The following is a 25,757-nucleotide window of genomic DNA, read 5'->3' as shown; positions in this document are numbered from 1 at the left end:
TACGCCTTCGCATGCCGCTGCCTTACGCCTCATCCTCGCCCTCGCCGGTGTCTACGCCCACCGTGCCCTCCCGCTCCCTGTCCTCTGCCGCGCGCTGGAAGCGCACCGCCCGCGTCGCCGGCCTGCTGGCCCTGGCTGCGGGGCTGGCGGCCTGTTCAGGCGTGGGCACGCTCAACGCCCTGACGCCGCGCAGCGCGGCCGAGGTGGACCACGGCGTGGCCTACGGCGCCCTGCCCCGCCAGCGGCTGGACGTGTACCGGCCCGCCGGATCGGCACCGGCCGGCGGCTGGCCCGTGGTTGTGTTCTTCTACGGCGGCACCTGGAAGAGCGGCGAGCGCGGCGACTATCTCTTCCTCGGCCAGGCCCTGGCATCGCGCGGGGTGCTCACCCTGGTGGCGGACTACCGGCTGTACCCCGAGGTGCGCTACCCCGACTTCCTGAAGGACAGCGCACAGGCACTGGCCTGGGGCCTGGACCACGCCGCAAGCCTGGGCGGCAATCCCCGCCGCGTCTTCGCCATGGGCCACAGCGCGGGCGGCTACAACGCCGCCATGCTGGCGCTGGACCCGCGCTGGCTGGGCGGTGCCGGCCATGCGCCGCGCGAGCTGGCCGGCTGGATCGGGCTGGCGGGGCCGTACGACTTTCTGCCCTCCGACAACCCGGATGTGCAGAGCGTGTTCCACCACCCCGATTACCCGCCGGACGCCCAGCCGGTCGGCTTCGCGCACGCCGGTGCGCCGCCGGCCTTTCTGGGCGCGGCGGAGAAGGACTCGCTGGTCAGCCCCGAGCGCAGCACGCTGCAGTTGGCGGGCCGCCTGCAGGCCACGGGCGTGCCCGTCACGCTGCGCACCTATCCGCATGCGCGCCACACCACGCTGGTGGGCGCCTTCGCCTGGCCGCTGCGCGGCATCGCCCCTGTGCTGGACGACGTGGCGGCCTTCGTCCACAGCACGCCCCCCGCACGCACGCCCTGATGGCCGCGCGGCCATCCGGGCCGAAGTGGCAGGGCCGCAGGCCGTTGGGGCCTTCGCGGCATGGCAAGGCGGCGCACGCATGGCGGCACACCAACGCGCTGCTGGCCGCAGCGGGCTGTTTGCGAAACAATGGCCCTGCCCCGCAGCGCCACCCGTCGTGCGCATGCGGGCCTCACGCATCCGCACGGCGCATGGCAGCGCAGCGCCTGCGGCCTGCATCCCCATGCGCCCTCCTTCACCCAGGAGACTCCATGCCTGATACCGCACCGCCTTCCACTCCCGCCGGCACCGTCCGCCTGCACCGTGTGCTGCGCTCCCCGCCCGAGCGCGTGTACCGCGCCTTCCTCGACCCGGACGCCATGTCCAAATGGCTGCCGCCGCACGGCTTCACCGGCCGCGTGCTGGAAATGGATGCGCGCGTGGGCGGCCGCTACCGCATGCAGTTCACCAACTTCAGCAGCGGCACCGTCCACGCGTTCGGCGGCGAATACCTGGAGCTGGTGCCCAACGAACGCATCGTCAACACCGACCGCTTCGACGACCCCGCCATGCCCGGCGAGATGCGCACCACCATCACGCTGCGCGCGGTGGAGGTGGGCACGGAGCTGACGGCCGTGCAGGAAGGCATCCCCGCCGCGATTCCGGTGTCGGGCTGCTACCTCGGCTGGCAGGACTCGCTGCAGCTGCTGGCCCAGCTGGTGGAGCCGGACATTCCGGGCTGAGCGAGGGGGAAGGGAGGCTGCACCGGCCTGGCCTGCCGGCCGGCCCACGGCGGTCGGTGCCCGGCAGGGGCGGTGGAACTCGACAAGAGCATTCCTACAGGCCCCGGGAGGAAGGGCCCACAAGATGGGGTTGGCCCGGCCCCTAGCGTGGAATCTCCACTTCAAGGAGATTTGACATGATGGACCGAAAACTTCTCGTAGCGATGTGTGCCTCCAGCGCCTTGCTGTGCGTACCCGCCATGGCCCAGACGGGCGGCCAGGGCGCCGGTGGCGGCAACGCCGGCGGCGGCATGGGCAGCACGACGCAGCCCTCCAGCGGCGGTGGCAGCGGCGGCGCGTCCGGCAGCGGCGGTAACGGTGCCGGTGCCACGACGGGCCAGGGCAGCTCTGGTGGGTCCATGGACAGCGGCACCTCGTCCTCTTCGCCCTCCGCGGCACCGTCCAGCGGCGCATCGCAGAGCGGCAGCGGTGGCAAGAGCGGCAACCGCTCCAAGTCCGGCACTGGCAGCGGCGCCGGCAGCAGCGGCGGCTCGCGGGTGGACCCCGGCAAGGGGGACCGTGCGGGCTCCGGTGGCAGTTCAGGGGGTGGTTCTGGCGGCGGCGTGGGCGGGTCCGGCAGCGGGTCCGGCGGCGGGGCAGGCTCGGGTGGCTCGGGTGGCTCGGGATCGGGTGGCAGCGGCGGTTCCGGCGGCTGATGTGTGTACGGCAGGCCGGCCCCCGCCGGATGGCGCGGTCCCGGCCTGTTCCAACGCTCCCAAAAATGTAGCTGGCTGCGCTGATCCCGATTGCGCCAGCGCCGAGTTCAATCCAGGTACCGCAACCTTGCAGATGCGCAGCCGTCCGACGCCCGGGCGCTGCCGCCCGCCTTAGCTTGCCGGTCAAGAAGGTGGAGCCCGCCATCTTGGGCCAACCTCCTCCTCCACCCGCTCGCCCCTGACGCCGATGTCCACCACCACCCTGCTGTTCATCCAACTCGCCGTCGCCGGCTGGCTGGTGGCCGGATGCGTGGACTGGTGGTGCCACCGGCGCACCCGCATCGAAGCCACCAGTGGCCTGGCGGAATGCATGTTCCATTGGGTGCTGCTGGCCCTGGGCGGCGCGGCCCTGCTGCTAGCGCTGTGGCTGCAGCCGTCGCCCCTGCTCATCGGCCTGTTGCTGGCGGCCTGGCTGGCGCACCAGGGCCTCACCTGGCTGGAGCTGCACTACGTGGTGCAACGGCGCGATGTGACGCCCTTCGAGCAGATGGTGCACAGCTTTCTGGAAGCCATTCCGCTGGGCCTGATCGTGGTGGTGGGGCTCGACATGGTGGTGCACGGCGCGCCGGCCGCATCGCCCTGGGCGCTGCGGCCCCGCCCGCTCGCGGCCCACACGCCGGCGCTGCTACTCGCTTACGGCACGGCGACGCTCGTCCTGGTGCTGCTGCCTTTTGCCGAGGAAGCGTGGCGCTGCTACCGCTATCGCGTGCGGCAGCGCGCACCAGGCGGCGGCACGGCGGCGACGGCCCCGCAGAACGCGGCCGGGCGGCCCGGATGAGCGCCAGCCGCAATGCGGTCGATCGCGCTGGCCGTAGGGGCTGGCGCACCTGCCACGCGATTCACGCCTTGCGCGTCGCGCTGGCGCCCTCCTCGCCCTCTTCGCGCGCCGCTGCTGCGTCGCCTGGCTCCTGCGCCGGCACAGGCGTTGACGGCTGCAACGAGGCCGAGGCGGAGGCCTGAGCCGCCGGGACATTCTCATTCTGCGTGGCACGCTGGCTGCGCCAGGTGTTGAAATCTTCCGAGAACTTCTGGTAGCGCTCGCGGCGCCAGCTTTCGTAGTCGCTGTCCAGGCTGCGCAGTTGTTCGTTGCGCCATTGCAGGTAGTCGGGGTCGTGGTGCGCCTGTGAACGCTGCGGCGCGCGGCCACCGGGGAAGCGGTCACGGTTGCCGTAGAAGCCGCCGGCCGTCGCGATGCCGTCCCCGAACTGGCGGTGGCCGTAGTCGTCGGCGAACTCGTCGCTGCCATAGCCATAGTTGGAGCGGCGCGGGCCGCCGGCACCACCACCGCGGCCGCCATAGTCGTAGTCGTAGGCGTAGCCGCCCTCGTTCTGGCGCTCCCAGGCAGAGCGATCGTCGTGGCCGCGATCGCCGTGGCCGCTTGCGGTACCGGAGCCGGCCCAACCGCCCTGCTCTTGCGGGGCTTGGCAGCGCCCCGCGTAGCCGCCGGCAACCGCACGCGGGCCGCCATAGGCGCTGCCCCAGTTCTCGCTCTCGCGGTCAGGATGGAAAGGGCGATCGTCGAGGTCGCGCCCGGAGGGTGGGCGCGGGTAGCGGTTGTCGTCGTCGCGGTGTGCCATGGCAGTCTCCTTGCAAAGCGGAACGAAGGGGGAAGCAAGACGGAAGTGCGCACGGTGCGCGGTGTTGCCAGTCAGGGTCCAAAGGCGTGTCGCGCCCGTTGGAAGGCCCGTGAACCACACACCCATTGAGGCGAGGCGTTCGTCCGCTGCGTGCCGCGCACCGAACGTAGACACATGCTTTGGCTGTGGTCCGGCGTAGGCGGTAGGTCATGGACCACACGGGCGTAGGGCGCAGCCCGTTCCAATGGCAACAGACGCCGGGGCGTTCCAGGCTCCACGCAGAAAAATGCCGCGGCGGCAACAGGAAACGTTCGCAACAGCGCTCTCTCCTACCCCCATGTAAGACAAGTCTCACCATCCAGGGTGGGAGCGGCGCGCAGAGTCAAGCCATGCACGCAATCCAAGGCACGCGTGTTTTTTAGCCCTTACGCTGGAGAGACACCCATGCAAACCGTATCCGACATCATGACCCGAGGGGTGCGCACCATGGCCCCCACCGACTCGCTCACCTTCGCCGCGCAGGCGATGCGTGAGCTCAATGTGGGCTCGCTGCCCGTATGCGACCGAAACCGCCTCGTCGGCCTGGTGACCGACCGCGACATCGTCGTGCGGGCCCTGGCCGAGGAACGTGCCCACGCACGCATCGGCGACGTGATGACCGAAGAGCCCCTGTACTGCTTCGAGGACGAGCCGCTGGAGCAGGCGCTGACCACCATGCGCGGCCAGCAGATCCGCCGCATGCCGGTGGTGGACCGCGACAAGCGCCTGGTGGGCATCGTGGCGATGGCCGACGTGGCCACCGGCGCCGACGTACAGCAGGGCGCCGATGCCCTCCGCGCCATCTCGGAGCCCGCTGCGCCGGACCGCTCCAGCCAGTCCGCCGCCGCGGGCCCTGCCGGCGGCGGCCAGACCGACTGAGCCTGCGCCCGACACAGGAAACAAGCATGCACCCCCTGCCCACCCTGATCGCACCCCAGTGCCCCGGTCGCTGGCCCCAACGCGGGCCGCTGCGCCCTGACGGCCGGGCCTGCGCGCGGGGGCCGGCCGGCGTGCATGCCGCCTTCCTGCACCTGCGCCTCCCTGCCCGCCCGGCGGCAACGCGCCGCGGCCCCCTGCGCGCGTCCGCGCCTGCGGCGGATCCACAGCCGTCTATCTCCAGATTCCCATCACACCCATGAAGAACGTCCAAGACTACGCCCGGCCACCGGGGCACAGCGGCCTGTTCCAGGTCTTCACCCCCACGGATCTCACCCCCAAGTGGATGGCCTACGTCACCACCAAGGTCAAGGCCGTGCGCGTGATCGCGCTGTCCGGCCGCCAGAGCTTCAGCGACGAGGGCTATGAGGTGCCGAACGCTGTCGGCATCATCGAACTGACCGGCTCGCGCGAGGGCCGCCACAGCACCATGCTGCAGATCGGCTTCACCGACGATCCGGCTGCCGTGTCGCACAGCTTCGTGCTCGAACCCGATTCGGCCCGCGGCACGCTCACGCTGCCTGCACAGCAGTTCTCGGCTTACCTGCAGGTCGCCAACGCGGCCAATGCACACTTCCGCATCGGCGGCGATGGTTCGCTGAACGCCGTCGCCAGCGAGCCCACCATGCTGCGCAACACGGCCGCCGTGGGCGGGGTGGGATCCGCGGTCTGAGCCGGAACAACCACCGCGCCCGTTCGCTTCCCCACGGCCCGCAGCCGGCACGCCTCTCACAGGGGCATGCCGGCTGTCTGCCTTTCTGAGAACCTGTTCAAAGTCCTTTCGGGGCTTTGAGCCCCGATCTGCTTCAGCGCCGGCTCCTGGGCTTGGGCCCGACAGTTCGCCCTACTTCTGCGTCTTCTTCAGGCCGCGGATGTTCATCACCGCCAGGCACACCTGCAGCGCCACCACCGCCCAGGCACTGGCCGGCACACCCCAGGCGATCCACAGCACGTTGCTGCCCAGAAACACCCAGAAGCCGGCGTTACGCCGCCGCTCCGATTCCGACGCGACCAGATAGGCCGCCAGGACCGAGCATACGAAGGCCGGCCACTGCAGTGCATCCATCCAAGCTTGCATGGGATGAGTCCTTGTTGTTTTGGGTTGGGGGCGGAGAGAAGTACTGCGCGGGCACCTGCGCGTCATGTATCGGCTTTGCCTCGGCGCTTCTGGATGCTGACGCTGCCGTCCGCTTCCAGGAAAGCGTAGCGCAGCTCGTCCAGATCGCAGTCGGCCTCGCGCAGGGCCTGTTCGATGTCGTTCTGCGAGACGCGGTGCCGCTTGCGCGTGGCGTCGAAGATGCGCCCGTCGCGCCCGAGCAGCACGGCCTCGCCTTCCAGCAGCCGCTCGGCCAGGCGGCTGCGCGCAGTGACCACGCCCACCAGGGTATTGAGCGCGATGAGGATCAGGCACACCAGCAGGCCGCCCCAGATGGAGTGGTCGTCGCCCGTCATGGACGGCCCGGCCGCCTCACTGACGAGCATCACCACCAGCAGGTCGAAGGGCGTGAACTGGCCCACGGTGCGCTTGCCCGTGGCCCGCATGAGCAGCAGCAGCACGCCGTAGACCACGGCCGCTCGGCCCACCAGTTCCAGGGCATCCATTTCAAGACTGGGCATGGCCGGCGGCCTTTCTGCTGCGCAGTGCCGGCCGCACCGAGCACTTGAACACTTCGTGCAGCTGGCGCAGCGCATCGCCCTTGCGCCGCGGCGATTCGGCGGCCGTGCAGTCCTCGGGCACCCAGACGCGGTAGCCCAGCATGCGCGCATCGGTGGCCGTCAGCATCACGCACATGTCGGCAGCCAGGCCCACGATGGTCACCTGCTCCGTGCGCATCTTGCCCAGCAGGTGCTGCAGCGGCGTGGAGTGGAAGGCCGAGTGCTGCGGCTTGAGGATGACCAGATCTTCGCGCGCCGGCGTCAGCAGCCGCGAGATCTCGCCGCGCTCGCCCGGCAGATCGCGGCACTGCGCCAGGATGTCGCGGAACTCGCTGTGCCAGGTGCCGTAGTTGTCGTTGGCGTAGATGGCCGCCACGCCGCGCCGCGCCAACCGCGCCTTGAGCCGCGCGATGGCCTGGGCGGCCGCCACGGCGCCGGGCAGCAGGTCGCCCGCGGTGGGAAAGTCCAGCGGATTGATCACATCCACCATCAGCAGCACCTCCCGGCTCTGCGGCAGGGTGGCGCGCTTGAGGGCGTTGGCGGCACGCGGCACGGCGGGCGGAACCTCAGAGCATCTGCGTGCGCTGCTGCTCGGCCCGCGAGGCGCCGATGGCCGTCTCCACCTGCTTGACCTCTTCGGGCGGGGGCAGCACGGCAGGCATGCCCAGGCTCTCGATCCACAGCTCGCGGCACCAGCCCTTGGTGTGGTAGAGGTGGTGGTCCTCGTCCTTCTCCACCCGCTCGTGCGCATCCTTCAGCGCCTTGCCGGTGTCCCCGGTGGCGACTTCCGCCACCTTGCCCAGCAGTTCCCAGTTGGCGTGGTCCTTGGTCTCGGCATGCACCACGCATTCGCAGGCCACCAGCTGCGCGGCGGCCGGGTTGCCGCCCTGCTTGGCGAGTTCCATGGCCTTCACCAGCGACTCGCCGATGTGCTTGACCACCAGGCGCGAGGGAACGACTTCGTCTGCATCGATGCCCAGCGCCTCGCAGGTCGTGCGCACCACGTTCTGGTGGCTCAGGGTCTCTTCCAGATAGCCTTCCCACTCTTCTTTCAGGTCGTCGTTGAGCGCGCAGGTGAGCGCCGTGCGGTACACCTGCTCGCCGCCCAGTTCGGTTTCCATCATCTGCAGCAAGAGGTCCTTGAGCTGCGCTTCGTCGTATCGTGGCTTGGCCATGGGGGTTCTCCGATGTGGTGTGGTTTGTGGGGAGCGGACCCTGCGCGTGAACGCGGGGCGCTGCACCATCCTCGGAACGGCACTGCGTGCGGACTGTAGGCGCGCGCTGATTACGCTGTAGTGGGGCCGCGGACGGCGGCCCCGAGCGCGCACCTGCCGGACAGACGCGCTTCCCTACTCAAATTTGATAGCAGCCTGCGCTGGATTGGCGGGCGCCGGCGGCCGATCCAATCACAGCTGCGCTTCCAGCAGCCGTGTGACGCGCTCCATGGCCCGCTCGGTCCAGGGGCGGTTCTCCCAGGCCTCCAGCGTCACGCGGCGCGAGCGCTGCAGATCGGCCTCGAACACGGCGGTCTGCCGCTGCGCGAAGGCGGCGTCGTACACGTTGAGGTTGGCCTCGTCATTCAGGCGGAACGAGCGGTTGTCGAAGTTGGTGGAGCCCACGGAGACCAGCAGCCCGTCCACGATCATCACCTTGCAGTGGTACATGGTGGGCTCGTATTCGTAGATCTCGGCGCCGGCACGCAGCAGCTCGCCCCAGGTGCCGCGCGAGGCGGCCTTCACCGTCTCGGTGTCGGTGTGCTCGCCCGGCGTGATGAGCCGCAGGCGCACGCCGCGCGCCAGCGCGTCCTGCAGCAGCTTGCGCGTGAGTTCGTCGGGCACGAAGTACGCCGCCGACAGATCGATGGTGCGCTCGGCCGCCGTGATGGCCAGGTGGTACATCAGCTGCATGCTCTCGCTGCCGCTCGACGGCGAGCTGGAGAACATCTGCGCGCGGTGCGGCCCCACGGCGTCGAGCTGGGGGAAATACTCTTCGCCATGCAGCACCTCGCCCGTCACCTTGAGCCAGTTGTCCAGGAAGGTGGCCTGCATCTGCGCCACCACCGGCCCGCGCACCTGGTAGTGCGAATCGCGCCAATGCTCCGGGTCCTGCGCGTTGCCGGTCCACTCGGGCGCAATGCCGACCCCGCCCGTGAAGCCCACCTGCCCGTCGGTGACGAGCAGCTTGCGGTGGGTGCGGTTGTTCAGCCGCGCCAGGTTGTACCAGTGGGGCTTGTGGAACTTCTCGATCTCCACGCCGGCGTTCTTCATCTCGGTGAGGTAGCTTTCCTCCATCTTGGCGCTGCCCACCCAGTCGAGCAGCACATGCACCTTGACGCCGGCCCGCGCGCGCTCGGCCAGCGCATCGGCGAACCGCTTGCCGATGTCGCCCGACCAGTAGATGTAGGTTTCAAAAGTGACGCTCTTCTGCGCCGCCTGGATGGCCGCCAGCATGGGCGGAAAGATCTGGTCGCCATTGAGCAGCTCCACCACCTCGTTGCCCGGCAGCACACCGGGGCCGAGCAGGCTGCCCAACGCCCGCTCGAACTGCGGGCTGGCGGTGGTGTACAGCCGCGGCAGCTGCTGCTGCACCTTCTTCTCGCCGGCCGTGAAGTTGAGAGCGACGAGCACCAGGGCGACCGTGGCGATGAAGGTCAGGAAGGCAATCAGCATGGTGCTGCGGCGGGAGCGTGACATGGCGGGCATTGTCGAGTTCGCCCCGCAAGCGCCCTGTAGGCTGACGCCGCCACCGCTCGCACCACGGAGCCCGTGGCGGTGCCCAGGCCCCGCGGTAGTCAGTTCCGCTCTCGTCGGAGGGCATCGGAATCGCCGCCGGCCCGGAAGGGATGCGACTGCAGCGGCGGCACAGCGCCGCAGGCGAGCGCTGCCGATCGCCCCTGCCGCCCGTCAGCCGCCGCTCACAGCCTGCGCACCTGGAAGTCGCGGATCTGCCAGTGGCTGGTGGTGGTGCGCAGAGCGAACCAGCCTTCCCGGTACGGCGCCGGGTCGGCGTAGCTGAACACCAGCGCGCCGTCGGCATACCACTGCAGGGTGGCCGGGTCGCTGGCCGTGGCAGCGCGCGAGACGATGCGCACGCGCGTGGCCTGGTTCGCAATGAGCGTGGTGGCCGCCGTCATGCCGCCGGCGCGGTCGTCTGCGGTAGCGGATGCCGGCGTGGCGTAGCCGGTGATCTGCGGGCGGCTGGCCGTGCCGTCGTTGCGGCGCAGGCGCGTGGTGGTGTTGCCGTTGGCACCGTAGCCCACGTAGTAGAGCCGGACCGGGTTGTACGCATTGAGCGAGCCGTCGAAGCTGTTCTGCGTGGGATCGCCCGAGCCGATGCGCGGGTCCACCGCATTCCAGAACATGTTCAGGTCGGAGATGCGGTCGACGAAGGCAGTGCCCGCGAAGCTGATCGGCACGGGCGTGGCCGAGAAGGTGATCTCGTAGTCGCCGGTGAACTTCTGGCGAAACCACAGCGTGGCCCCGGAGGGCTGCACGATGTCCAGCACGCCGCCGGTGGCGGTCACGGTGCCGGCCGCGCTTTGCTGCTCGATCTTCCACTGCGCCAGGCCCTGCGTGAAATCGTCGGATGCGATCGTCGCGTCGTCGCTGCCGCCGCACGCGGCCAGGAGCGCACCCACCGCCAGGGCGCCCGCCACCGTCCACACGGCGCGGCGCGCCCCTGCATACTGCATTGCCATACCAAACACCTTTTCTTGAAAGCGCTGAAACCAACGGAAGAGGCGGCATCTTGCGGCGCACCGCTGCCGTTTCTTCAGCAGACTTTCATGTTTGGATATGCGCTGACCGTCCATGCCCTGGCCGCGGTGCGAAGATCGGCGTGTTCCCCGTCTTTCCCCACGATCCGCCATGACGCTTCCCCCCTTCCCCGCCTCCGCCCTGCCCCTGTCCGCACACCGCCGCACCCTGCTGCGGGCAGCCGGCGCCGGTGCGGCCCTTGCGGCGGTGCCCGCGGCCTGGGCCGCTGCACCGGCAGGCGCCCAGGTCTGGCCGCATCCGCTCCAGGTGCCGGGCGGCGTGGCGCGCCTGTCGCTCGGTCCGGCGGCGCAGCGGCCCACCGCGCAGGCCGGCGACGTGCCCCTGCTGGTGCTGGGCGACATGATCGAATGGACGGCCCTGGTGGGCATCCCTCTGGCCGCGCCCGTCGGGCCCGCGGAGATCCGCGTGGAGGTCGCCGGCGAGGCACCGCGCACGCTGGCTTACCAGGTAGCCGCCAAGAAATACAGCGAGCAGCGCCTGAACGTGGCCCCGCGCACGGTCGACCTGTCCGCCGAGGACAACGCCCGCTACGAGCGCGAGCGTGACCACCAGCGCACGGTGATGGCCACCTTCTCAACCCCGCTGCCCCGCGCGGCCGATCTGCAGATGCGCGTGCCGGTACCGGGGCGCCGCTCCAGCTCGTTCGGTCTGCGCCGCGTCTTCAACGGCCAGGCGCGCAATCCACACAGCGGCATGGACATCGCGGCCGCCACCGGCACGCCCGTGGTGGCGCCGCTGCCCGGCAGGGTGATCGACGTGGGCGACTATTTCTTCAACGGCGGCACGGTCTGGCTGGACCACGGCGGCGGCCTGCTCACCATGTACTGCCACCTCAGCCGCATGGACGTGCAGGTGGGCGACGTGCTCGCCACCGGCCAGGCGTTCTGCAAGGTCGGCGCCACCGGCCGCGTGACCGGCCCGCACCTGCACTGGGGCGTGATGCTGAACCGCACCATGGTGGACCCGGCCCTCTTCATCGCCGCCTGATATTGCTATTATTTTAATAGCTACATGCGATTTCTGATAAAGCGCTGGAGCCCAATTTGACCCAAAACCCTGCCGACCGACCGCCCCGCCCACGCCTGCAGATCCAGCGCACGGGCGCGGCACCGGCGCGGCCCGCGCCCGCCGTGGAGCGCGCGCCGGCCCGGCTGATCCGCTTCCACAAGCCCTACGGGGTGCTGAGCCAATTCACCCCGGAGGGGCGGTGGAAGGGCCTCAAGGAATTCATCGACGTGCCCGGCGTGTATGTGGCCGGCCGGCTGGATGCGGACAGCGAAGGCCTGCTGCTGCTGACCGATGACGGCAAGCTGCAGGCGCACATCGCCGACCCGCGCTTCAAGATGGAGAAGACCTACTGGGTGCAGGTGGAGGGCTCGCCCGGCGACGACGCCATCGCAGCGCTGCGCCACGGCGTGCCGCTGAACGACGGCCCCACGCGCCCGGCCCGCGCGCGCCTGATGGACCCGCCGCCCACCGTGTGGGAGCGCGACCCGCCCATCCGCGAGCGCAAGAACATCCCCACCGCGTGGATCGAGCTGGCCATCCGCGAGGGCCGCAACCGCCAGGTGCGCCGTATGACGGCGGCCGTGGGGTTCCCTACGCTGCGCCTCATCCGCGCGGCCATCGGGCCGTACGCGCTGGACGGACTCGCACCGGGCCAGTGGCAGGGCTGACGCCTGCCTGCCTACCGCCCGGCAGCCCGCCCGCCCACACCACTGCCCTTCGGGTTGGAGCGAAATCGGGTGATGGGAGGCCGCGGCTGCTTGCATGGGCACGAGCCCATGCGGCGCACCCGAGACATCCACCCATCCCGATTGCGCTCCAACGCGACCCCTGCGAGATCGTCAACACGTTCTTAGCGCCCTGCGCGTGCGCCGCTCGCGCAGCAGGCGCCAGATACCGTCGACCATCATGGCCACGACGGCCGCCAGGATGAAGCCGTACATCGGCCACTGCGCGCGGGCGACCCCTTCGCCCAGCAGCAGCGCCACCAGCACCAGCAGCACCGGCTCCACATAGCTCAGCAGCCCGAACAGGCCCAGCGGCAGCAGCCGGCTGGCCGCCATGTACAGCGCCAGGGCCACGCCGCTGAGCGCGCCCATCGCGGGCAGCAGCGTCCACAGATGGGCCTGCCCTGCCGCCAGCGGCAGCGAGGACGGATCGCGCAGCATGAACCACAGTGCGGCCGGCAGCATCAGCACCATGTCCACCCAATGCCCGCACAGGTGGTCGGTGCCCAGGCGGCGGCGCAGCACGAAGTACACGGGGTAGCCCAGCGCGACGAGCCAGGTCTCCCACGACATGCTGCCCGCGCGCACCAGTTCGTACAGCACCCCGGCGGCGGCCAGCACGGCCGCGGCCTGCTGCGCGGGGGTGAGACGCTCGCGGTACAGCACGCGGCCCGTCAGCACCATCATCAGCGGCAGCAGGAAGTAGCCCAGCGATACCGGCAGCGCCCGGCCATGCAGCGGCGCCCACATGAACAGCCACAGCTGCACGCCCAGCAGGGCCGCGCTGAGCAGCAGGCCCAGCGCCAGCGCCAGCGACGGCAGCCGCCAGACCCGCAGCAGCAGCGTGCGCACGCGCGCGCCCTGGCCCTGCCACAGCAGGAGCGCCGTGGTGAACGGCAGGGTGAGCAGCACCCGCCAGCCGAAGATCTGCTCGCCATCGAGCGGTGCCAGCAAGGGCGAGAGGTAGTACATGGCCCCGAACAGCGCGGACGCGAGGACGGAGGCGATCAAGCCCTTGAACACGTGGAAGACCCGGCAAAGAAAAAAACGAAGGGAAGGCGGCGAGCAGAGCGCCAGCCGCTGGCGGCGCCTGCAGGCCGGGCGAGATTGTCGACGATGGCGGGCCCGGTCCTGCACAGCAAAAAAAGTTGTTCCCAATGTCTGTGAATCGATCTGTGGAAAACTGTACGAATAACCCGCGCAAGCCGCGCCAGCCTTGGGCCGCGGTGCGTTGCCCGGTTTTTGGGCAGCGCGGGCGGACACGAAGCACTTGCTTTGGGCGGGCCCGAAAGCAGGTATATTCCGGCGCTTTTTCGGCTGAAAATGCGGCGAAGCAAGGGCGGCTTTTAGCGGCTGTGGCGCGCCCTCCAGGCCTGGCCGCACCACCGCTTCTGCGCACAACTCCCACCGCTTGGCCTCCGCCCCTTTTCCATGGCCATCCGCGTGGGCGACTCGCTCACCGCGCAGTGCGGCGGGCCAGGACCGCTGACGCACGCAGCCGCCAGCACGGCACAGGCTGCCTGCGCACACGAAAGCGTGGAAAGCGGTAGCATCGGCCGCTTCGCATTGCAGCCGCCCGCTCTGCCCGTTCCCGCGCCGCCAGCCCGAACCCCGCCGTTCGCTCCGCTCTGTCGCCCGCACGGGGCGGTGGCTCTCCCTTCCGCCACCGCCGCTGCCCCATCTCCGTGACCGACACACCACCCCTGCCTCCCGCGCCCGAGAGCGTGTACCGCCACGCCGGTTTCGTCTCCTTCCTCATGGCCCGCGTGCTGGCCGTGTTCGCCACCCAGGTGCAGGCCGTGGTGGTGGCCTGGCAGGTCTATGACCTGACGCGCGAGCCGCTGGCGCTGGCCTATGTGGGGCTGGCGCAGTTCCTGCCCATGCTGTGCCTGCTGATGCCGGCCGGAGACCTGATCGACCGGTTCAGCCGCAAGCCCATCCTGGCGGCCAGCTGGGCCGTGGGTGCCGTATGCAGCGGGCTGCTGTGGTGGCTGTCCGGACACGGCGCAGCCGGCGTGAACGGCATCTATGCGGTGCTGGTGCTGTTCGGCTGCACGCGGGCGTTCTCGGGCCCGGCCCTGCAGAGCCTGCTCCCGCAGATCGTGCCGCGCGCCCAACTGGCGCAGGCGATCGCGGCCAACAGCATGCTCATGCGCTCGGCCAACATCGGCGGCCCCTTCCTCGGCGGCCTGCTGTATGCGGCCGGCGGGGGCGAGCTCACCTACCTGGTCTGCCTGGCGTGCTTCGCGCTGGGCACGGCCATGCTGGCCCGCGTGACGGTGGCGCATGCCGCGCCGCTGTCGGCCGCGCTGGGCACCATGTGGCAGCGCTTCGGCGCGGGCATCCACTTCATCCGCTCGCGGCCCATCATCCTGGGCACCATCTCGCTGGACCTGTTCGCCGTGCTGCTGGGCGGCGTGGTGGCGCTGCTGCCCATCTATGCGCACGAGGTGCTGCACGTGGGCCCGCAGGGCCTGGGCGCGTTGCGTAGCGCCATGGCCATCGGCGAGGTCGCCACGGGCCTGTACCTCAGCACGCGGCCGTTCAACCGGCATGTGGGCCGTCGCATGTTCATCGCGGTGGCCATCTTCGGCGTGGCCAACCTGGTGTTCTCGCTGTCCACGCTGTTCTGGCTGTCGTTCGTGGCGCTGATGGTGGCGGGTGCGGCCGACATGGTGAGCGTGTACATCCGCGGTGCGCTGGTGCAGTTCTCCACCCCTGACGACATGCGTGGCCGGGTGAATGCGGTGAACATGCTGTTCATCGGTTCGTCGAACGAACTGGGCGAGTTCCGCGCCGGCACCAGCGCCGCTTGGCTGGGCGTGGTGCCGGCAGCCATCCTGGGCGGCGTGTGCACGCTAGGCGTGGTGGGCACCTGGGCCTGGGTGTTCAAGCCCCTGCGCAAGGTGGACCGCTTCGAAGAGGCGTCCCCGGCCGTGCAGCGCGACAGCGGCCGGTAAACGCAGCGGGCGCAGCACCGCCCTACAGCGCGATACATCTGTGTAGGCCGGGTAAAACCCGCGCACGGCCCTTGCGGCGGAGGACGCTGCGGCGCACCATGCGCCCCAACAGGCACTCCTCCTCCAACACCATGCTGTTTTCCGTGAACGCCGCGGTCCGCACCGCGGCTGCAGCTGCAGCTGGCCCCGTCGGCCGCGCAGGCGCCGGGGTGCTTGGCCGCCGCCAGTGGCTGACCACCGCTGCTGTCGGCCTGTGCGGTGCCGCCGGGCTGACACTGGCCGCGCCGCCCGGCGCGCTCGCCGCGGAGAGCCTGCGCGATGCGCCCCGCTCTCCCGCCGAGGGCGTGCGCCTGCTGGACCGGCTCACCTGGGGCGCCAACGCGGCGTCGCTCGAGAGGCTGCAGCGCATCGGCCCCTCGGCCACGGTGGCCGCCCTGCTGCGGCCCGCGCCGCAGGCCCCCTTGCCGCCAGAAGCCCAGGCCCAGATCGACGCCATGGCCATCACCCGCACGCCGATGGAGACCCTGGCCATCGACCTGCAGGCGCGCCAGCAGGCCCTGAAGAACGAACCGAAGGAAGAGGCGCGCAAGGCGGCGCAGGAGGCGTACCAGCGCGACCTGCGCACCCTGCAGCGCGAGGCCGAACGGCGCTTCGTGCTGCGCGCCGTGTACTCGCCCGCGCAGTTGCAGGAGAAGATGACCTGGTTCTGGCTGAACCACTTCAACGTATTCGCCGGCAAGGCCGACATCCGCGCGATGGTGGGCGACTACGAGGACCGCGCCATCCGCCCGCATGCGCTGGGCCGCTTCCGCGACCTGCTGGGCGCCACGGTGCGCCACCCGGCCATGCTGCGCTATCTGGACAACGCGCAGAACGCCGCCGGCCGCATCAACGAGAACTACGCGCGCGAATTGATGGAACTGCACACGCTGGGCGTGGACGGCGGCTACAGCCAGCGCGACGTGCAGGAGCTGGCGCGCGTGCTGACAGGCCATGGCGTGTCGCTGCGCCCGCTGGACGAGGCACCGCCGAAGCTCAAGCCCGAGTGGACGCGCCACTACGTGCGCCGCGGGCTGTATGAATTTCACCCGCAACGCCACGACTGGAACGCCAAGGAGCTTTTGGGCCAGCCCCTGCAGGGCCAGGGCATGGCCGAGCTGGACGAGGCGCTGGACCGGCTGGCCCGCGCGCCGGCCACCGCGCGCTTCGTCACCCGCAAGCTGGCCGCGTACCTGGTGGGCGACGCACCGCCGCCCGCGCTGCTGCAGGCGCTGGCCGAGCGCTTCCAGCAGACCGATGGCGACATCGGCGCGGTGCTGCGCACGCTGTTCGGCCACGAGGCCTTCGAGGCGTCGCTCGGCACCCGGCTGCGCGACCCCGTGCAGTACGTGATGGCCGGGCTGCGCCTGGGCTATTCCGACCGCGTGCTGGCCAATCCCGACCCGGCGCTGTCGTGGCTGCAGCGGCTGGCCGAGCCGCTCTATGGCCGCGCGACGCCGGACGGCTACCCGCTGGATGCAGCCGCCTGGACCAGCTCGGGCCAGATGGCCGTGCGCTTCGAGACCGCACGCGCGCTGGGCGGCGCGGGCGCCCGCCGCGTTGTACCGCACCGAGGGCGCGCCACCGCCCCGCGTGCAGCCGCCGGCCCTGGCGCAGAACGCCGCCTTCCGTGCCCTGGAGCCGCAGCTGGCGCCGGCCACGCGCATGGCCCTGGCGCGTGCCGCCTCCCCGGCCGAGTGGAACACCTTTCTGCTGTCATCCCCCGAATTCATGTACGCCTGATGCCGCCGCCGTGCGCGGGTGCCGCGCTGCTCGGCAGCCGGCCCCGCCTACGTCGCCGCCCACCGAAAGGAAAGGCCCGCCATGACCCACCCCATCGACCTCTCACGCTCCCCGTCCCACCCGGGCTTCGCGTCCACGCGCCGCCACTGCCTGCAGGCGCTCGCCGCCCTGGCCGCGCCCGGTGTGCTGCAGGCCAGCCTGGCGGCTACGCCGCAGGGCGCCACGGACGCGCGCTTCCTGCTCGTCTTCCTGCGCGGCGGCTACGACTGCGCCAGCCTGCTGGTGCCCACCGCCAGCGACTTCTACTACGAGAGCCGTCCCAACATCGCCATCGCGCGCCCCGGCAGCGGCGAAGGCAGCGCCCTGCCCCTCACCGCCGACTGGGGCCTGCACCCGTCGCTGGCCGGCTCGCTGCAGCCGCTGTACGCGAAGAAGCAGCTGGCGTTCGTGCCGTTTTCGGGCACGGACGACCTCACCCGCAGCCACTTCGACACGCAGGACAGCATCGAACTGGGCCAGCCGGTGGGGGGGCGGCGAGACTACCGCTCGGGCTTCCTGAACCGGCTGGCGCTGGAACTCGGCGCGCAGCCGCGCTGGCACGACCACCTCGCGCCCATGGCTTTCACCGACACCTTGCCCCTGGTGCTGCGCGGCGGATACGACGTGCCCAACACGGCGCTGGCCGCCGCCGGTGCGGCCAAGCCGGGCATCGACGAGCGGCAGGCCGGGCTGATCGCCTCCATGTACCAGGGCACGCCGCTGGCCGGCCCCGTGGCTGAGGGCTTCCAGACGCGCGATGAGGTCGCGCGCACCATGCAGGGCGAGATGGATGCGGCCAGCCGCAACGCCCTCAGCACCAAAGGCTTCGAGGGGACGGCACGGCGCATGGCGCGCCTCATGCAGTCGCGCTACAACCTGGGCTTCGTCGATGTGGGCGGCTGGGACACGCACGTGGGCCAGGGCAACGCCACGGGAGCGCTCGCCAACCGCTTCGAGGAGCTGGGCCGCGGCCTGGCCGCCTTCGCCGACGAGATGGGCCCGGCCTGGGACCGCACGACGGTGGTGGTGGTCAGCGAGTTCGGCCGCACCTTCCGTGAGAACGGCAACCGCGGCACGGACCACGGCCACGGCAGCGTGCTGTGGGTGCTGGGCGGCGCCATCGCGGGCGGGCGCATCGCCGGGGAGCAGCAGGCGCTGACCGCGAACACGCTGTTCCAGAACCGCGACTACCCGGTGCTCAACGACTACCGCGGCGTGCTGGGCGGGCTCTTTGCACGGATGTATGGGCTCAACGGCGCAGCGCTCTCGCGCGTATTCCCGGGGGCCAAGCCGAAGGACCTCCGGCTGGCCTGACTGCCGCCGCCGGGCGACGCCCCATCACGGTGCCGGGCGCGCCGGATCCTCCGCCTGGCGAAAGGCTTCTGCCTCGGCCAGCAGCCAGGCCGCCAGCGCACGCGCCGTGGCGTTGCCCGCGGCCCGCCGGGACTGCAGCAGGTGGTAGCCGGCCGCGAGCGGCACCTGCGCGGGCCAGGCCCGCACCAGCCGCCCTTCGCGCAGATCGTTTTCCACCAGCACGGCATGGCCCATCGCAATGCCCAACCCCGACACGGCGGCGGAAAGCGTGGTTTCGGCGTCCTGCAGCTTCATGTCTCGCTCGCCCGCGAGGCGCTCCACGCCGTGCGCGGCCAGCCACTGCGGCCACTTGCTGCTGCGCAGGCTGTCGTGCAACCAACAGAAACGGGCCAGGTCATCGATGCGCTGCAGCCCACCCGCGCCGACGAGCCCGGGCGCCGCGACGGGCACCAGGCTGTCATGCATCAGCAGTTGGGCGCCCGGCCAGGCACCGTCGCCGTAATGGACCGCGAGGTCAAACCGCTCCCGGTGGAAGTCGGCGTCCCAGATCGACGTGGCGAGTTCGAGCTGCACCTCGATACGCGCCTCCCGCAGGCCCGTGCAACGCGGCAGCAGCCACCGCGCCGCGAACGAAGGCATGGACAGGATCTTGACCACCGGCCTGGCGTCTGGCCGCGACAGGCGCTGCGCACCCTGCTCCAGTTCGGCGAGCACGCGCTGCACCGTCTCCAGGTAGAGCATGCCGGCCTGCGTCAGCTGCACGCGGCGGTGGCCGCGCAGGACCAGCGTCTGCTGGAGGTGCGCCTCGAGCGTCGCGATCTGCCGGCTCACGGCGGACTGTGCGCAGCCCAGGTCCCGCGCCGCCGCCGTGAAGCTGCCGCAGCGCGCCAGCGCCTGGTAGGCCCGCAGGGCGGAGAGAGGAAGATCAGTCATTTGCGGTGTGCCGAAAGCAGGAGGACGCCGAGCGGCGGCGCGCCGCTGCCAGATCCCCGGATGCTACCGGGCCGGTCGGGCCAGCAGCGCTGCGACCGCCTCGCCGAAAGGCCGGGCCGAAGCGGGGTTCTGGCCCGTGACCAGCCGGCCGTCCACCACCACGCGGCTTTCGAAAACACCGGCGTGCTCGAACACGGCACCATCGTCCTTCAGGGCAGACTCCAGCACAAAGGGCACCAGGCGGTCGTACTGGCGCGACACCTCCTCGGCATGGGTGAAGGCCGTCAGCCGCCGGCCCGCCAGGAATGCACGACCGTCGGACAGCTTCAGATCGAGCAGGCCCGCCGGCCCGTGGCATACGGCGCCCACCACCCCGCCCCGTTCATAGACGGAGCGCACGATGGCCTGCAGTTCCCGGTTGCGCGCAAAGTCCCACATCGGCCCGTGTCCGCCGACCAGCACCACGGCCGCGTACTGGGAGGCATCCACCTGCGCCAGCGGCAGGCTGCGGGCCAGCTTGTCGCGCTGCTCCGGCTGGATCCAGAACCAGCGATTGCCCTCGTCGCGGAGGTCGAAGCCGTCGAACGGGGGCATGCCGCCCCGGGGGCTGGCGATGTCATAGGCCAGGCCGGCTTCTGCGAATACCTGTGCGGGGTGGGTGAGCTCCGGGAACCAGAACCCGGCCACCAGGTCCGGCCCCTTGCGGTCGTGGCTGGACACCACGATCAGCACCTTCTGGCCGCTGGCTTCACGGCCTGGCGGTTTGCCGGACGATGGACCGGCAGCCGCTGCCAGGGTCGGGACCGCAACGGCTGCGAGGGCCATGGCAGCGGCCTGGACGGCCGCGCGGCGATGGATGGGTGGCATGGGCATCTCTTTGCGTGAGGCAGTGCACGGCCGCTGCATGGCGCCCCCATGGCGCACGCTCCGGAGGCCGCGCTGCTGTCACCGATTGGAAAGGCGCTCGACCGGGGTAGCGATGCGCTGGCCGCAACGCACGCCATGCGCCATCCGCATGGCAGGGCTGCAGCTAGCCGGGCGTGGAAGCGAAAACGCCGCCCAGCAGCTCGGGCAGCCGCTCTGCACCCATGCGGAATCCGCACGCCTGCGCATGGCCGCCGCCGCCCATGCGGGTGGCCAGCACCGAGCAGTCGTAGCCGCGCTGCGAGCGCAGGCCGATCTTGACCTTGCCATCCTTGCCCACCGCCCACATCAGCGCGAAGGTGCCGGACTGCTGGGACAGCATCTCGCCGACCAGGCTGTGGAAGGCGCCCGGGGCGTTGACCATCAGGCCCTGCTCGCCGTCGAACACCAACGGCTGCGCGCCGCCGGCCACGTCCGCCGCCAGGTGGCGGAACTTCTCGTCCATGGCCTCGCCCCGCGCGACGAAGGCCTGCGTCTGCTCGGGCGTGAACCGGGCGATCGCATCCCAGCGGTCGAAGTCGAAGGGCTCCATGTCCAGCGCGGCCACATAGCCCGCCGTCTGCGGATAGGCCCAGTTCCACAGATCCCGGTCCTCGATGAAGCGCACCAGGTCGGGCATGGGCGCATCGGGATGGAAGAACTCCCACGCCAGCCGGGCACCGGACTTGTCCATGTCGAAGTGCACCACGCCGCAGCGGCAGGCAAAGCCGGCCAGCTGCTCGGCCGCGCTTTTGTGGTGGTCGAGCATGATGAGCTTGGCGGCGCGCTCGTCGATGGCCGAAAGCAGCTGCGGCGCAAACGAGAAGTCGAGGATGTAGACGGCGCGCCCGTCCAGCGGAGGCAAGTCGTCCAGGGACTGCACCTGTCCGTGCGACAGGCCGATGCATTCGGCCTGCCCGCCATAGAAGCGCCAGGCGGCCAGCGCCGCACCGAAGCCGTCGGCGCAGCGGCCGTGGTAGAGGATGAGCGGCTGGGGATCTTGGGCGCTGGGCGCCACCAGCAGTTGCAGCGGCAGCCGGGTTTTTGCAGGAATCGTGATCATGGCACCGATTGTCGGGCACCGGCACGCACAAAGGGCCTTGCTCCTACATGCATAGCGCCAGGCGCAGGCGATGATGCCGGTCGCTGTGCATGCGGCTTCCGCTGCTCCTTCCCCCGCCTTCCGCCCTTCTCTTCTGCATGAAACCCGCGCCCGGTACCGCTGCCCCCCAGACCTCCCAGTCCCCGGCAGGGCCTTTGTTGCCCGGCAGCGACCTGCAGAACACAATGGACTTCCAACGACGCTGGGAGACGGCGATGCCCATGGAATTCCTGCGGAATCTGGCAAACAGCGAACACTTTCCCTTGGCCATCACGGACGAGGCCGACATCGACAAGGTGCGCGTGCTGCGCGCCGCCGGCATGGTGGAGGCCCACCTGCCCGAGGCGCCGCTGCAGCCCGCCCAGGTGGTTGCGATCACCGGCCTGGGACGCGCCACGCTGCGTGCGCAGGTGGCACGGCAGGTGATCGAACTGCGCCGGCAGATGTTCGCGGACAAGCGCCAGCTGGCCTGAGGGCTGTCACGCCGCCCGCCGGCGCATCGAGGCGCCCCGCCGGTCAGCAGGGGCGATCCTCACAAACTCACCGGGGAACGATCAGTTCCGGCCCACGATCGGCATCAGGCGCATGCGTCCACTTGCGCACCCCACCCTGACCCGAAGCCGCACGCATCAACAGCACCCCGCCCAGCACGGCCTGCAGCACGGCACCGCAGCGTGTGCGCGACCGCATGGCACAAACGACCAGCCCCAGTCCGGCCAATGCTGCCGTCGTGTGTTCGAAGGGGGCGCTGGCGCGCGCGTCGTCATAGTCGATCAATTCTTTCAGGGATTCGCGGGCGGAAACGGTCATGGGTCGGTCCTTTCAATCAGGGGGTCGCCAAAAAATCAGAAGGTCCAGCCTAGGAACCTGCGGCCGTGCACCCCGCCGTCCAGGGGCGTTCCCGCTTGTAGGAAGTGGTGAAATGACTGTATATTTACACAGTATCAATAGTCTTCGAACCTGCACAGGAGCCCGCCATGGAAACCTTGGAAGCCACCTACACCGTCGCGCTGCGCGACTTCCCGCATGCATTGCCCGAGCGCAGCCGCATCGAGGCCGAGAGCCGCTATGCCCGCGAACTGGAGCGCGTCTTCCGCGGGCCCGGCGACGTCGTCATGGCACTGCGCGCCATCGGAAGCCTCGAAGACGCCGCCCCGGACGAGGTGACGGCCGAGCACCTCGAACTGCTGCGGCAGTGGAACAAGGCCAGCACGGCGGCGCGCCAGGCCGGCTTCCGCGACCTGGGCGATGCCGAGGGCGCCTACTTCGATGTGCGCATCGTCCACTGAGCGCGGGCAGGAAGGCTGCAACCCATGGGCTTCGACCCGTTCTTCGCGGCAGGCCTGCTGTGCGGCGCCGTGGCGGCTGCCCTGTCGCAGGCGCGCACCGACACGCTACGGCGCTGGGCCTGCGTGGCAGGCCTGGCCGGGCAGCCTTTCTGGCTGTACGGCACATGGAATCTTGACCAGCCTGCGCTGTTCGCCTGTGCCCTGCTGTATCTGGCGGCGTGGCTGCGCGGCGGCTGGGTGCACTGGTGGCTGCCGCGGCGAAGAGCCAACGCCAGCCCGCTGGGACTGGGCACGATCCAGATCACGCCGGGGCGCTGAATGCTGGCGGCCTGCGGCCCGCGTCACGGCTGCATCGGTGCTTCGCCGCCGGCCCACGCCGCAACGCAATCGCGCCGCTGCGTGGCCCCCGGGTGATCGTGAACACGTTGTTAGAGCGGCAGCCAGCGCCACCAGAAAGGGCGGCGCTCTTCGGCGGCTCCGCGCGCCTTCAGCAGCGCCACGATGTCCTCGCGGCCGAACCGCTGCGCGGCCTGCAGCGGCGTCATGTCGTCGAAGTCGGACCGCAGGGTGGGACTGGCCCCGTGCTCCAGCAGGTAGCGCGCCACCGCACCATGGCCGTGCACCAGGCTGGCCACCAGCGGCGTGCAGAGCACCTCGGGGTGCTGGTAATCGGGATTCACCCCTTCCTGGATGTGGTGGCGTACCCGCGCCAGATCGCCGGTCTGCGCCGCAGCGTATAGGTCCTTCCAGTCGCCTGCCGACATCGGCGTCCCCTCCTTTCCTTGCGGGGTTGCTGGCCAACGGATCGGCATGCAGCACCGTTTGGCGCGATGCGATCGCCAAGCCATCCCTTGCGGTTATGCTGCGGCCCGCCTCTTGCGCGCATCCGCTTCTGCCCGTGTCTTCCATGCCCCCACTGCACATTCTCTGGCGCGACGACCACCTTGTCGCCGTGTACAAACCCGCAGGCTGGCTGGTCCACCGCACCGGGCTCGACGCAGGGGAGACGCGGTTCGTCATGCAGACCTTGCGCGATCAGATCGGGCAGCATGTCTACCCGGTGCACCGGCTGGACAAGGGCACCTGCGGCGTACTGGTGATGGCGCTGCATCCGGCCGCTGCGCGGGCGCTGTCGCTGGCGTTCGAGCAGCACAGCGTGCGCAAGCGCTACCTGGCCCTGGTGCGCGGCTGGGCGCCGGAGAGCGCCGAGGTGGACCACCCCCTGCGCCCGGACGATGCGCCGCCCGACGCGCCCGTGCAGGATGCGCACACCACGCTGCGCCGGCTGGCGCGGGCGGAGGTCGGCGCCAGTGCCGACCCGCGCTTTGCCACCACCCGCGCCTCGCTGGTGGAGGCCTTGCCCACCACCGGCCGCCGGCACCAGATCCGCAGGCACCTCAAGCACATCGCCCATCCCATCCTGGGCGACGCCACCCATGGCAAAGGGCCGCTCAACCGGTGGTGGGCGGAGCGCCTGGGCCAGCAGCGGCTGTGGCTGCATGCCTGGCACCTGAGCCTGCCGCACCCGGTGAGCGGCGAACGATTGGAACTGGTCAGCGGGCTTCAGTTGCCCGGGCTCCAAGAAACAGGCCTTAGCCTCGGTCCGCACCCCGCCGGTGACGCGGCGCAGCCCGCGGATCTGTTGGCCTGGCACGGGCTGTGGGCCACACTGCCCTGGATGGCCTGATCCCCGCATCTGTCGGACGCAGCCTACTTCCGGTCGCGCCGCGCGGCGCTGTCCGGCCAGCATCGGCAGCGTCACAGTGGCGCATCGCGCGCAGCACGTCTGCCTGTTGGCACAGGCTTGGCTCGCTCCGACGCGGCGCATCTCCGCTTGCCCCACACATTGACGACCATGGCCCACCACATCGATATCCTCCTCAAGCGCCGCGCCGCACTGGCCTGGAGGGCCGTGCCATGAGCGCGTGGTGGGACAGCATGGCCGGCACGGTGTCGGCGGAGTTCTCCGACGTGCCCGACCTGGAGCAGTTCACCCGCATCGTGCTGCGGCTGGCGATTGCTGCGCTGCTGGGCGGCCTGCTGGGCCTGGAGCGCGAGCACAAGGGCAAGGCGGCCGGCGTGCGCACCCACATGCTGGTGAGCATGGGAGCGGCGATGTTCGTGCTGGCGGCGCAGCAGGCCGGCATCTCGGCCGGCGACAACAGCCGCGTACTGCAGGGCATCATCGCGGGCGTAGGCTTCCTCGGTGCAGGCACCATCCTGAAAGGCGATGCCGAAAACCAGGTCAAGGGCCTGACCACGGCCGCCGGCATCTGGCTCACGGCGGCCATCGGCGTAGCCGCCGGGCTGGGGCTGGAGACCACGGCCGTGCTGGCTACCGGACTGGCCCTGGTGATCTTCTGGGCCGTGCCCCTGGTGCAGACGCTGTTCGACCGGCCGGCGGCGCGGCGTGCGCAGACGGTGCCGTCCACGCCCGACCGCTCCCGCGACCGGTCGGACGACGAAGCGCCGTACTGACGCCGCACGGCGGCGGGCCTCCTGGTTCAGCGCCCGGGTCCGGGGAGCACAACCCAGCAGTTAGCCTTTGCCGGCACGCTTGCGCGGCGCCTTGATGCGTGGCTGGGGCCAGATCCATTCCGGCCGCTGCGCAGCCTGCGGCTCGGGCGCCGCCGTGGCCACCGCACCGGCCGCTGCTTCTTCGAAATGCGGTCCCGGTCCCGACTCGGCCAGCTTGTCCTGGGCGTTGCGCAGCGGGCAGTCCTTCAGCGACAGGCAGCCACAGCCGATGCAGCCATCGAGCTGATCGCGCAGCTGCTCCAGGATGCGGATGCGCTCCTCCAGGTCGTCCTTCCATCGCGCCGACATGCGGCGCCAGTCGGCCGCCGTCGGCGTGCGCCCCTGGGGCAGGGCCTGCAGCGCCTGCGCGATCCCCGCCAGCGGCACGCCCATGCGCTGCGCCACCTTGATCACTGCCACCCGGCGCAGGATGGAGCGCGGATAGCGGCGCTGGTTGCCGGCATTGCGCACCGCGGCGATGAGCCCCTTCGACTCGTAGAAATGCAGCGCCGACACGGCCAGGCCGCTGCGCGCGGCCACCTCGCCCACGGTCAGTTCGGCAGGCGCGCTGGCGGCGGCAGGGGACGGATCGGCAGCGGTAGAGGTGTGGGGAGCAGGCATGCGCGGCAAGGAATCAAAAAAACGCGGAAGCGGAACGCCGACAGCGCACAACAGCGCTGGCAGTGAGGGCCGGAACAGGCTTGACCTCAAGTTTAGTTGAGGTCTGACACTGCCCTCCTGCCATGCGAA

Annotated in this window: 29 protein-coding genes and 1 pseudogene; 16 read left to right on the top strand and 14 right to left on the bottom strand. The window is 70.5% G+C overall.

What is annotated here, in order from left to right:
* The first annotated feature begins 11 nt into the window (after nt 1–11).
* From QE399_RS13315 to QE399_RS13300, 4 genes are all read left to right on the top strand, one after another.
* Nucleotides 12–974, top strand: a complete 963-nt coding sequence (locus QE399_RS13315; protein ID WP_309829261.1) for an alpha/beta hydrolase — start codon at nt 12–14, stop codon at nt 972–974.
* A 251-nt stretch (nt 975–1,225) separates the two neighbouring features.
* A complete protein-coding gene (locus QE399_RS13310; RefSeq protein ID WP_309829260.1) occupies nt 1,226–1,696 on the top strand; it encodes an SRPBCC family protein in 471 nt (156 codons plus the stop codon).
* Nucleotides 1,697–1,872: 176 nt separating this feature from the next.
* The gene (locus QE399_RS13305; RefSeq protein ID WP_309829259.1) at nt 1,873–2,391 is read left to right on the top strand and encodes a hypothetical protein; all 519 of its coding nucleotides are present in this window, start codon (nt 1,873–1,875) and stop codon (nt 2,389–2,391) included.
* Nucleotides 2,392–2,638: 247 nt separating this feature from the next.
* On the top strand, nt 2,639–3,229 hold the full coding sequence (locus QE399_RS13300; RefSeq protein ID WP_309829258.1) for a hypothetical protein: 591 nt from the start codon (nt 2,639–2,641) through the stop codon (nt 3,227–3,229).
* A 61-nt stretch (nt 3,230–3,290) separates the two neighbouring features.
* Here QE399_RS13300 and QE399_RS13295 read toward each other — a convergent pair whose 3' ends face one another.
* Nucleotides 3,291–4,028: a hypothetical protein gene (locus QE399_RS13295; protein WP_309829257.1), complete on the bottom strand. Its 738-nt coding sequence runs from the start codon at nt 4,026–4,028 to the stop codon at nt 3,291–3,293.
* A 444-nt stretch (nt 4,029–4,472) separates the two neighbouring features.
* Between QE399_RS13295 and QE399_RS13290 the strand changes: the two genes are divergently transcribed.
* Both QE399_RS13290 and QE399_RS13285 read left to right on the top strand, forming a co-directional pair.
* Nucleotides 4,473–4,946, top strand: a complete 474-nt coding sequence (locus tag QE399_RS13290; RefSeq protein ID WP_309829256.1) for a CBS domain-containing protein — start codon at nt 4,473–4,475, stop codon at nt 4,944–4,946.
* A 256-nt stretch (nt 4,947–5,202) separates the two neighbouring features.
* Nucleotides 5,203–5,676 carry a hypothetical protein gene (locus QE399_RS13285; protein ID WP_309829255.1) on the top strand — a complete coding sequence of 158 codons (474 nt, stop codon included), beginning with the start codon at nt 5,203–5,205 and terminating at the stop codon, nt 5,674–5,676.
* 171 nt (nt 5,677–5,847) lie between these two features.
* Here the strand turns inward: QE399_RS13285 and QE399_RS13280 are convergent, their stop codons facing one another.
* The 6 genes from QE399_RS13280 to QE399_RS13255 form a co-directional block, all read right to left on the bottom strand.
* A complete protein-coding gene (locus QE399_RS13280; RefSeq protein WP_309829254.1) occupies nt 5,848–6,081 on the bottom strand; it encodes a hypothetical protein in 234 nt (77 codons plus the stop codon).
* Nucleotides 6,082–6,143: 62 nt separating this feature from the next.
* Entirely contained in the window at nt 6,144–6,620 is a 477-nt protein-coding gene (locus tag QE399_RS13275; protein ID WP_309829253.1) for a DUF421 domain-containing protein, read from the bottom strand.
* Nucleotides 6,607–7,149 carry a cysteine hydrolase family protein gene (locus QE399_RS13270; RefSeq protein WP_405044114.1) on the bottom strand — a complete coding sequence of 181 codons (543 nt, stop codon included), beginning with the start codon at nt 7,147–7,149 and terminating at the stop codon, nt 6,607–6,609. The genes QE399_RS13275 and QE399_RS13270 overlap by 14 nt, the downstream gene beginning before the upstream one ends.
* A 76-nt stretch (nt 7,150–7,225) precedes the next feature.
* Complete coding sequence (locus QE399_RS13265; RefSeq protein WP_309829251.1) at nt 7,226–7,834, bottom strand: hypothetical protein; 609 nt, start codon at nt 7,832–7,834, stop codon at nt 7,226–7,228.
* Between the two features lie 231 nt (nt 7,835–8,065).
* Nucleotides 8,066–9,328: a phospholipase D-like domain-containing protein gene (locus QE399_RS13260; RefSeq protein WP_309832098.1), complete on the bottom strand. Its 1,263-nt coding sequence runs from the start codon at nt 9,326–9,328 to the stop codon at nt 8,066–8,068.
* Nucleotides 9,329–9,573: 245 nt separating this feature from the next.
* Nucleotides 9,574–10,356: a DUF6250 domain-containing protein gene (locus QE399_RS13255; protein ID WP_309829250.1), complete on the bottom strand. Its 783-nt coding sequence runs from the start codon at nt 10,354–10,356 to the stop codon at nt 9,574–9,576.
* A gap of 169 nt (nt 10,357–10,525) precedes the next feature.
* On the opposite strand from QE399_RS13255, the gene QE399_RS13250 reads away from it, so the two are divergent.
* Nucleotides 10,526–11,422, top strand: a complete 897-nt coding sequence (locus tag QE399_RS13250) for a peptidoglycan DD-metalloendopeptidase family protein (protein ID WP_309829249.1) — start codon at nt 10,526–10,528, stop codon at nt 11,420–11,422.
* Between the two features lie 101 nt (nt 11,423–11,523).
* Nucleotides 11,524–12,111 (top strand): pseudouridine synthase, encoded by a 588-nt coding sequence (locus QE399_RS13245; RefSeq protein WP_309832096.1) that lies wholly within the window; start codon nt 11,524–11,526, stop codon nt 12,109–12,111.
* Between the two features lie 171 nt (nt 12,112–12,282).
* On the opposite strand, the gene rarD is transcribed toward QE399_RS13245, so the two are convergent.
* Nucleotides 12,283–13,191 carry an EamA family transporter RarD gene (gene rarD, locus QE399_RS13240; protein ID WP_309829248.1) on the bottom strand — a complete coding sequence of 303 codons (909 nt, stop codon included), beginning with the start codon at nt 13,189–13,191 and terminating at the stop codon, nt 12,283–12,285.
* Nucleotides 13,192–13,925: 734 nt separating this feature from the next.
* Between rarD and QE399_RS13235 the strand changes: the two genes are divergently transcribed.
* From QE399_RS13235 to QE399_RS13225, 3 genes and pseudogenes are all read left to right on the top strand, one after another.
* Nucleotides 13,926–15,128 (top strand): MFS transporter, encoded by a 1,203-nt coding sequence (locus QE399_RS13235; RefSeq protein ID WP_405044111.1) that lies wholly within the window; start codon nt 13,926–13,928, stop codon nt 15,126–15,128.
* A gap of 131 nt (nt 15,129–15,259) precedes the next feature.
* A pseudogene (locus tag QE399_RS13230) lies at nt 15,260–16,910 on the top strand (DUF1800 domain-containing protein).
* 81 nt (nt 16,911–16,991) lie between these two features.
* Nucleotides 16,992–18,263 (top strand): DUF1501 domain-containing protein, encoded by a 1,272-nt coding sequence (locus QE399_RS13225; RefSeq protein ID WP_309829246.1) that lies wholly within the window; start codon nt 16,992–16,994, stop codon nt 18,261–18,263.
* 24 nt (nt 18,264–18,287) lie between these two features.
* Here QE399_RS13225 and QE399_RS13220 read toward each other — a convergent pair whose 3' ends face one another.
* The 3 genes from QE399_RS13220 to QE399_RS13210 form a co-directional block, all read right to left on the bottom strand.
* Nucleotides 18,288–19,196: a LysR substrate-binding domain-containing protein gene (locus tag QE399_RS13220; RefSeq protein ID WP_309829245.1), complete on the bottom strand. Its 909-nt coding sequence runs from the start codon at nt 19,194–19,196 to the stop codon at nt 18,288–18,290.
* A gap of 63 nt (nt 19,197–19,259) precedes the next feature.
* On the bottom strand, nt 19,260–20,063 hold the full coding sequence (locus tag QE399_RS13215; RefSeq protein WP_309829244.1) for a type 1 glutamine amidotransferase domain-containing protein: 804 nt from the start codon (nt 20,061–20,063) through the stop codon (nt 19,260–19,262).
* A gap of 163 nt (nt 20,064–20,226) precedes the next feature.
* On the bottom strand, nt 20,227–21,162 hold the full coding sequence (locus QE399_RS13210; RefSeq protein ID WP_309829243.1) for a DHH family phosphoesterase: 936 nt from the start codon (nt 21,160–21,162) through the stop codon (nt 20,227–20,229).
* A 224-nt stretch (nt 21,163–21,386) separates the two neighbouring features.
* Between QE399_RS13210 and QE399_RS13205 the strand changes: the two genes are divergently transcribed.
* The gene (locus QE399_RS13205; protein ID WP_309829242.1) at nt 21,387–21,674 is read left to right on the top strand and encodes a hypothetical protein; all 288 of its coding nucleotides are present in this window, start codon (nt 21,387–21,389) and stop codon (nt 21,672–21,674) included.
* A 67-nt stretch (nt 21,675–21,741) separates the two neighbouring features.
* Here QE399_RS13205 and QE399_RS13200 read toward each other — a convergent pair whose 3' ends face one another.
* On the bottom strand, nt 21,742–22,011 hold the full coding sequence (locus tag QE399_RS13200; protein ID WP_309829241.1) for a hypothetical protein: 270 nt from the start codon (nt 22,009–22,011) through the stop codon (nt 21,742–21,744).
* A gap of 167 nt (nt 22,012–22,178) precedes the next feature.
* Here QE399_RS13200 and QE399_RS13195 point away from each other — a divergent pair, with 167 nt between their 5' ends.
* Together QE399_RS13195 and QE399_RS13190 are read left to right on the top strand one after the other, a co-directional pair.
* Nucleotides 22,179–22,490 carry a hypothetical protein gene (locus QE399_RS13195; protein ID WP_309829240.1) on the top strand — a complete coding sequence of 104 codons (312 nt, stop codon included), beginning with the start codon at nt 22,179–22,181 and terminating at the stop codon, nt 22,488–22,490.
* A 24-nt stretch (nt 22,491–22,514) separates the two neighbouring features.
* Entirely contained in the window at nt 22,515–22,808 is a 294-nt protein-coding gene (locus QE399_RS13190) for a hypothetical protein (protein ID WP_309829239.1), read from the top strand.
* Between the two features lie 110 nt (nt 22,809–22,918).
* Here the strand turns inward: QE399_RS13190 and QE399_RS13185 are convergent, their stop codons facing one another.
* Nucleotides 22,919–23,254 (bottom strand): ankyrin repeat domain-containing protein, encoded by a 336-nt coding sequence (locus QE399_RS13185; RefSeq protein ID WP_309829238.1) that lies wholly within the window; start codon nt 23,252–23,254, stop codon nt 22,919–22,921.
* Between the two features lie 143 nt (nt 23,255–23,397).
* On the opposite strand from QE399_RS13185, the gene QE399_RS13180 reads away from it, so the two are divergent.
* Entirely contained in the window at nt 23,398–24,177 is a 780-nt protein-coding gene (locus QE399_RS13180) for a pseudouridine synthase (RefSeq protein ID WP_309829237.1), read from the top strand.
* 230 nt (nt 24,178–24,407) lie between these two features.
* Nucleotides 24,408–24,968 carry an MgtC/SapB family protein gene (locus QE399_RS13175; protein WP_309829236.1) on the top strand — a complete coding sequence of 187 codons (561 nt, stop codon included), beginning with the start codon at nt 24,408–24,410 and terminating at the stop codon, nt 24,966–24,968.
* A gap of 60 nt (nt 24,969–25,028) precedes the next feature.
* Here QE399_RS13175 and soxR read toward each other — a convergent pair whose 3' ends face one another.
* Nucleotides 25,029–25,628, bottom strand: a complete 600-nt coding sequence (soxR, locus tag QE399_RS13170) for a redox-sensitive transcriptional activator SoxR (protein ID WP_309829235.1) — start codon at nt 25,626–25,628, stop codon at nt 25,029–25,031.
* Between the last annotated feature and the right edge of the window lie 129 nt (nt 25,629–25,757).

The organism is Paracidovorax wautersii (genome assembly GCF_031453675.1).
In the GTDB taxonomy this organism is placed as follows: domain Bacteria; phylum Pseudomonadota; class Gammaproteobacteria; order Burkholderiales; family Burkholderiaceae_C; genus Paracidovorax.
The sequence above is the reverse complement of the archived record's forward strand: the minus strand, read 5'-3'. Positions and strand labels throughout refer to the sequence as shown.

Excerpts from the sequence above, each read along its gene's own strand:
- QE399_RS13200 (WP_309829241.1), bottom strand. The coding sequence starts at position 22,011 with ATGACCGTTTCCGCCCGCGAATCCCTGAAAGAATTGATCGACTATGAC.
- QE399_RS13260 (WP_309832098.1), bottom strand. The coding sequence starts at position 9,328 with ATGCTGATTGCCTTCCTGACCTTCATCGCCACGGTCGCCCTGGTGCTC.
- QE399_RS13205 (WP_309829242.1), top strand. The coding sequence starts at position 21,387 with ATGGACTTCCAACGACGCTGGGAGACGGCGATGCCCATGGAATTCCTG.
- QE399_RS13235 (WP_405044111.1), top strand. The coding sequence starts at position 13,926 with ATGGCCCGCGTGCTGGCCGTGTTCGCCACCCAGGTGCAGGCCGTGGTG.
- QE399_RS13295 (WP_309829257.1), bottom strand. The coding sequence starts at position 4,028 with ATGGCACACCGCGACGACGACAACCGCTACCCGCGCCCACCCTCCGGG.
- QE399_RS13255 (WP_309829250.1), bottom strand. The coding sequence starts at position 10,356 with ATGGCAATGCAGTATGCAGGGGCGCGCCGCGCCGTGTGGACGGTGGCG.
- QE399_RS13300 (WP_309829258.1), top strand. The coding sequence starts at position 2,639 with ATGTCCACCACCACCCTGCTGTTCATCCAACTCGCCGTCGCCGGCTGG.
- QE399_RS13210 (WP_309829243.1), bottom strand. The coding sequence starts at position 21,162 with ATGATCACGATTCCTGCAAAAACCCGGCTGCCGCTGCAACTGCTGGTG.
- QE399_RS13215 (WP_309829244.1), bottom strand. The coding sequence starts at position 20,063 with ATGCCACCCATCCATCGCCGCGCGGCCGTCCAGGCCGCTGCCATGGCC.
- QE399_RS13250 (WP_309829249.1), top strand. The coding sequence starts at position 10,526 with ATGACGCTTCCCCCCTTCCCCGCCTCCGCCCTGCCCCTGTCCGCACAC.
- QE399_RS13190 (WP_309829239.1), top strand. The coding sequence starts at position 22,515 with ATGGGCTTCGACCCGTTCTTCGCGGCAGGCCTGCTGTGCGGCGCCGTG.
- QE399_RS13270 (WP_405044114.1), bottom strand. The coding sequence starts at position 7,149 with ATGGTGGATGTGATCAATCCGCTGGACTTTCCCACCGCGGGCGACCTG.
- QE399_RS13280 (WP_309829254.1), bottom strand. The coding sequence starts at position 6,081 with ATGCAAGCTTGGATGGATGCACTGCAGTGGCCGGCCTTCGTATGCTCG.
- QE399_RS13290 (WP_309829256.1), top strand. The coding sequence starts at position 4,473 with ATGCAAACCGTATCCGACATCATGACCCGAGGGGTGCGCACCATGGCC.
- QE399_RS13265 (WP_309829251.1), bottom strand. The coding sequence starts at position 7,834 with ATGGCCAAGCCACGATACGACGAAGCGCAGCTCAAGGACCTCTTGCTG.
- QE399_RS13185 (WP_309829238.1), bottom strand. The coding sequence starts at position 23,254 with ATGTCGGCAGGCGACTGGAAGGACCTATACGCTGCGGCGCAGACCGGC.
- QE399_RS13285 (WP_309829255.1), top strand. The coding sequence starts at position 5,203 with ATGAAGAACGTCCAAGACTACGCCCGGCCACCGGGGCACAGCGGCCTG.
- soxR (WP_309829235.1), bottom strand. The coding sequence starts at position 25,628 with ATGCCTGCTCCCCACACCTCTACCGCTGCCGATCCGTCCCCTGCCGCC.
- QE399_RS13175 (WP_309829236.1), top strand. The coding sequence starts at position 24,408 with ATGAGCGCGTGGTGGGACAGCATGGCCGGCACGGTGTCGGCGGAGTTC.
- QE399_RS13305 (WP_309829259.1), top strand. The coding sequence starts at position 1,873 with ATGATGGACCGAAAACTTCTCGTAGCGATGTGTGCCTCCAGCGCCTTG.
- QE399_RS13275 (WP_309829253.1), bottom strand. The coding sequence starts at position 6,620 with ATGCCCAGTCTTGAAATGGATGCCCTGGAACTGGTGGGCCGAGCGGCC.
- QE399_RS13310 (WP_309829260.1), top strand. The coding sequence starts at position 1,226 with ATGCCTGATACCGCACCGCCTTCCACTCCCGCCGGCACCGTCCGCCTG.
- QE399_RS13225 (WP_309829246.1), top strand. The coding sequence starts at position 16,992 with ATGACCCACCCCATCGACCTCTCACGCTCCCCGTCCCACCCGGGCTTC.
- QE399_RS13195 (WP_309829240.1), top strand. The coding sequence starts at position 22,179 with ATGGAAACCTTGGAAGCCACCTACACCGTCGCGCTGCGCGACTTCCCG.
- QE399_RS13315 (WP_309829261.1), top strand. The coding sequence starts at position 12 with ATGCCGCTGCCTTACGCCTCATCCTCGCCCTCGCCGGTGTCTACGCCC.
- QE399_RS13220 (WP_309829245.1), bottom strand. The coding sequence starts at position 19,196 with ATGACTGATCTTCCTCTCTCCGCCCTGCGGGCCTACCAGGCGCTGGCG.
- QE399_RS13180 (WP_309829237.1), top strand. The coding sequence starts at position 23,398 with ATGCCCCCACTGCACATTCTCTGGCGCGACGACCACCTTGTCGCCGTG.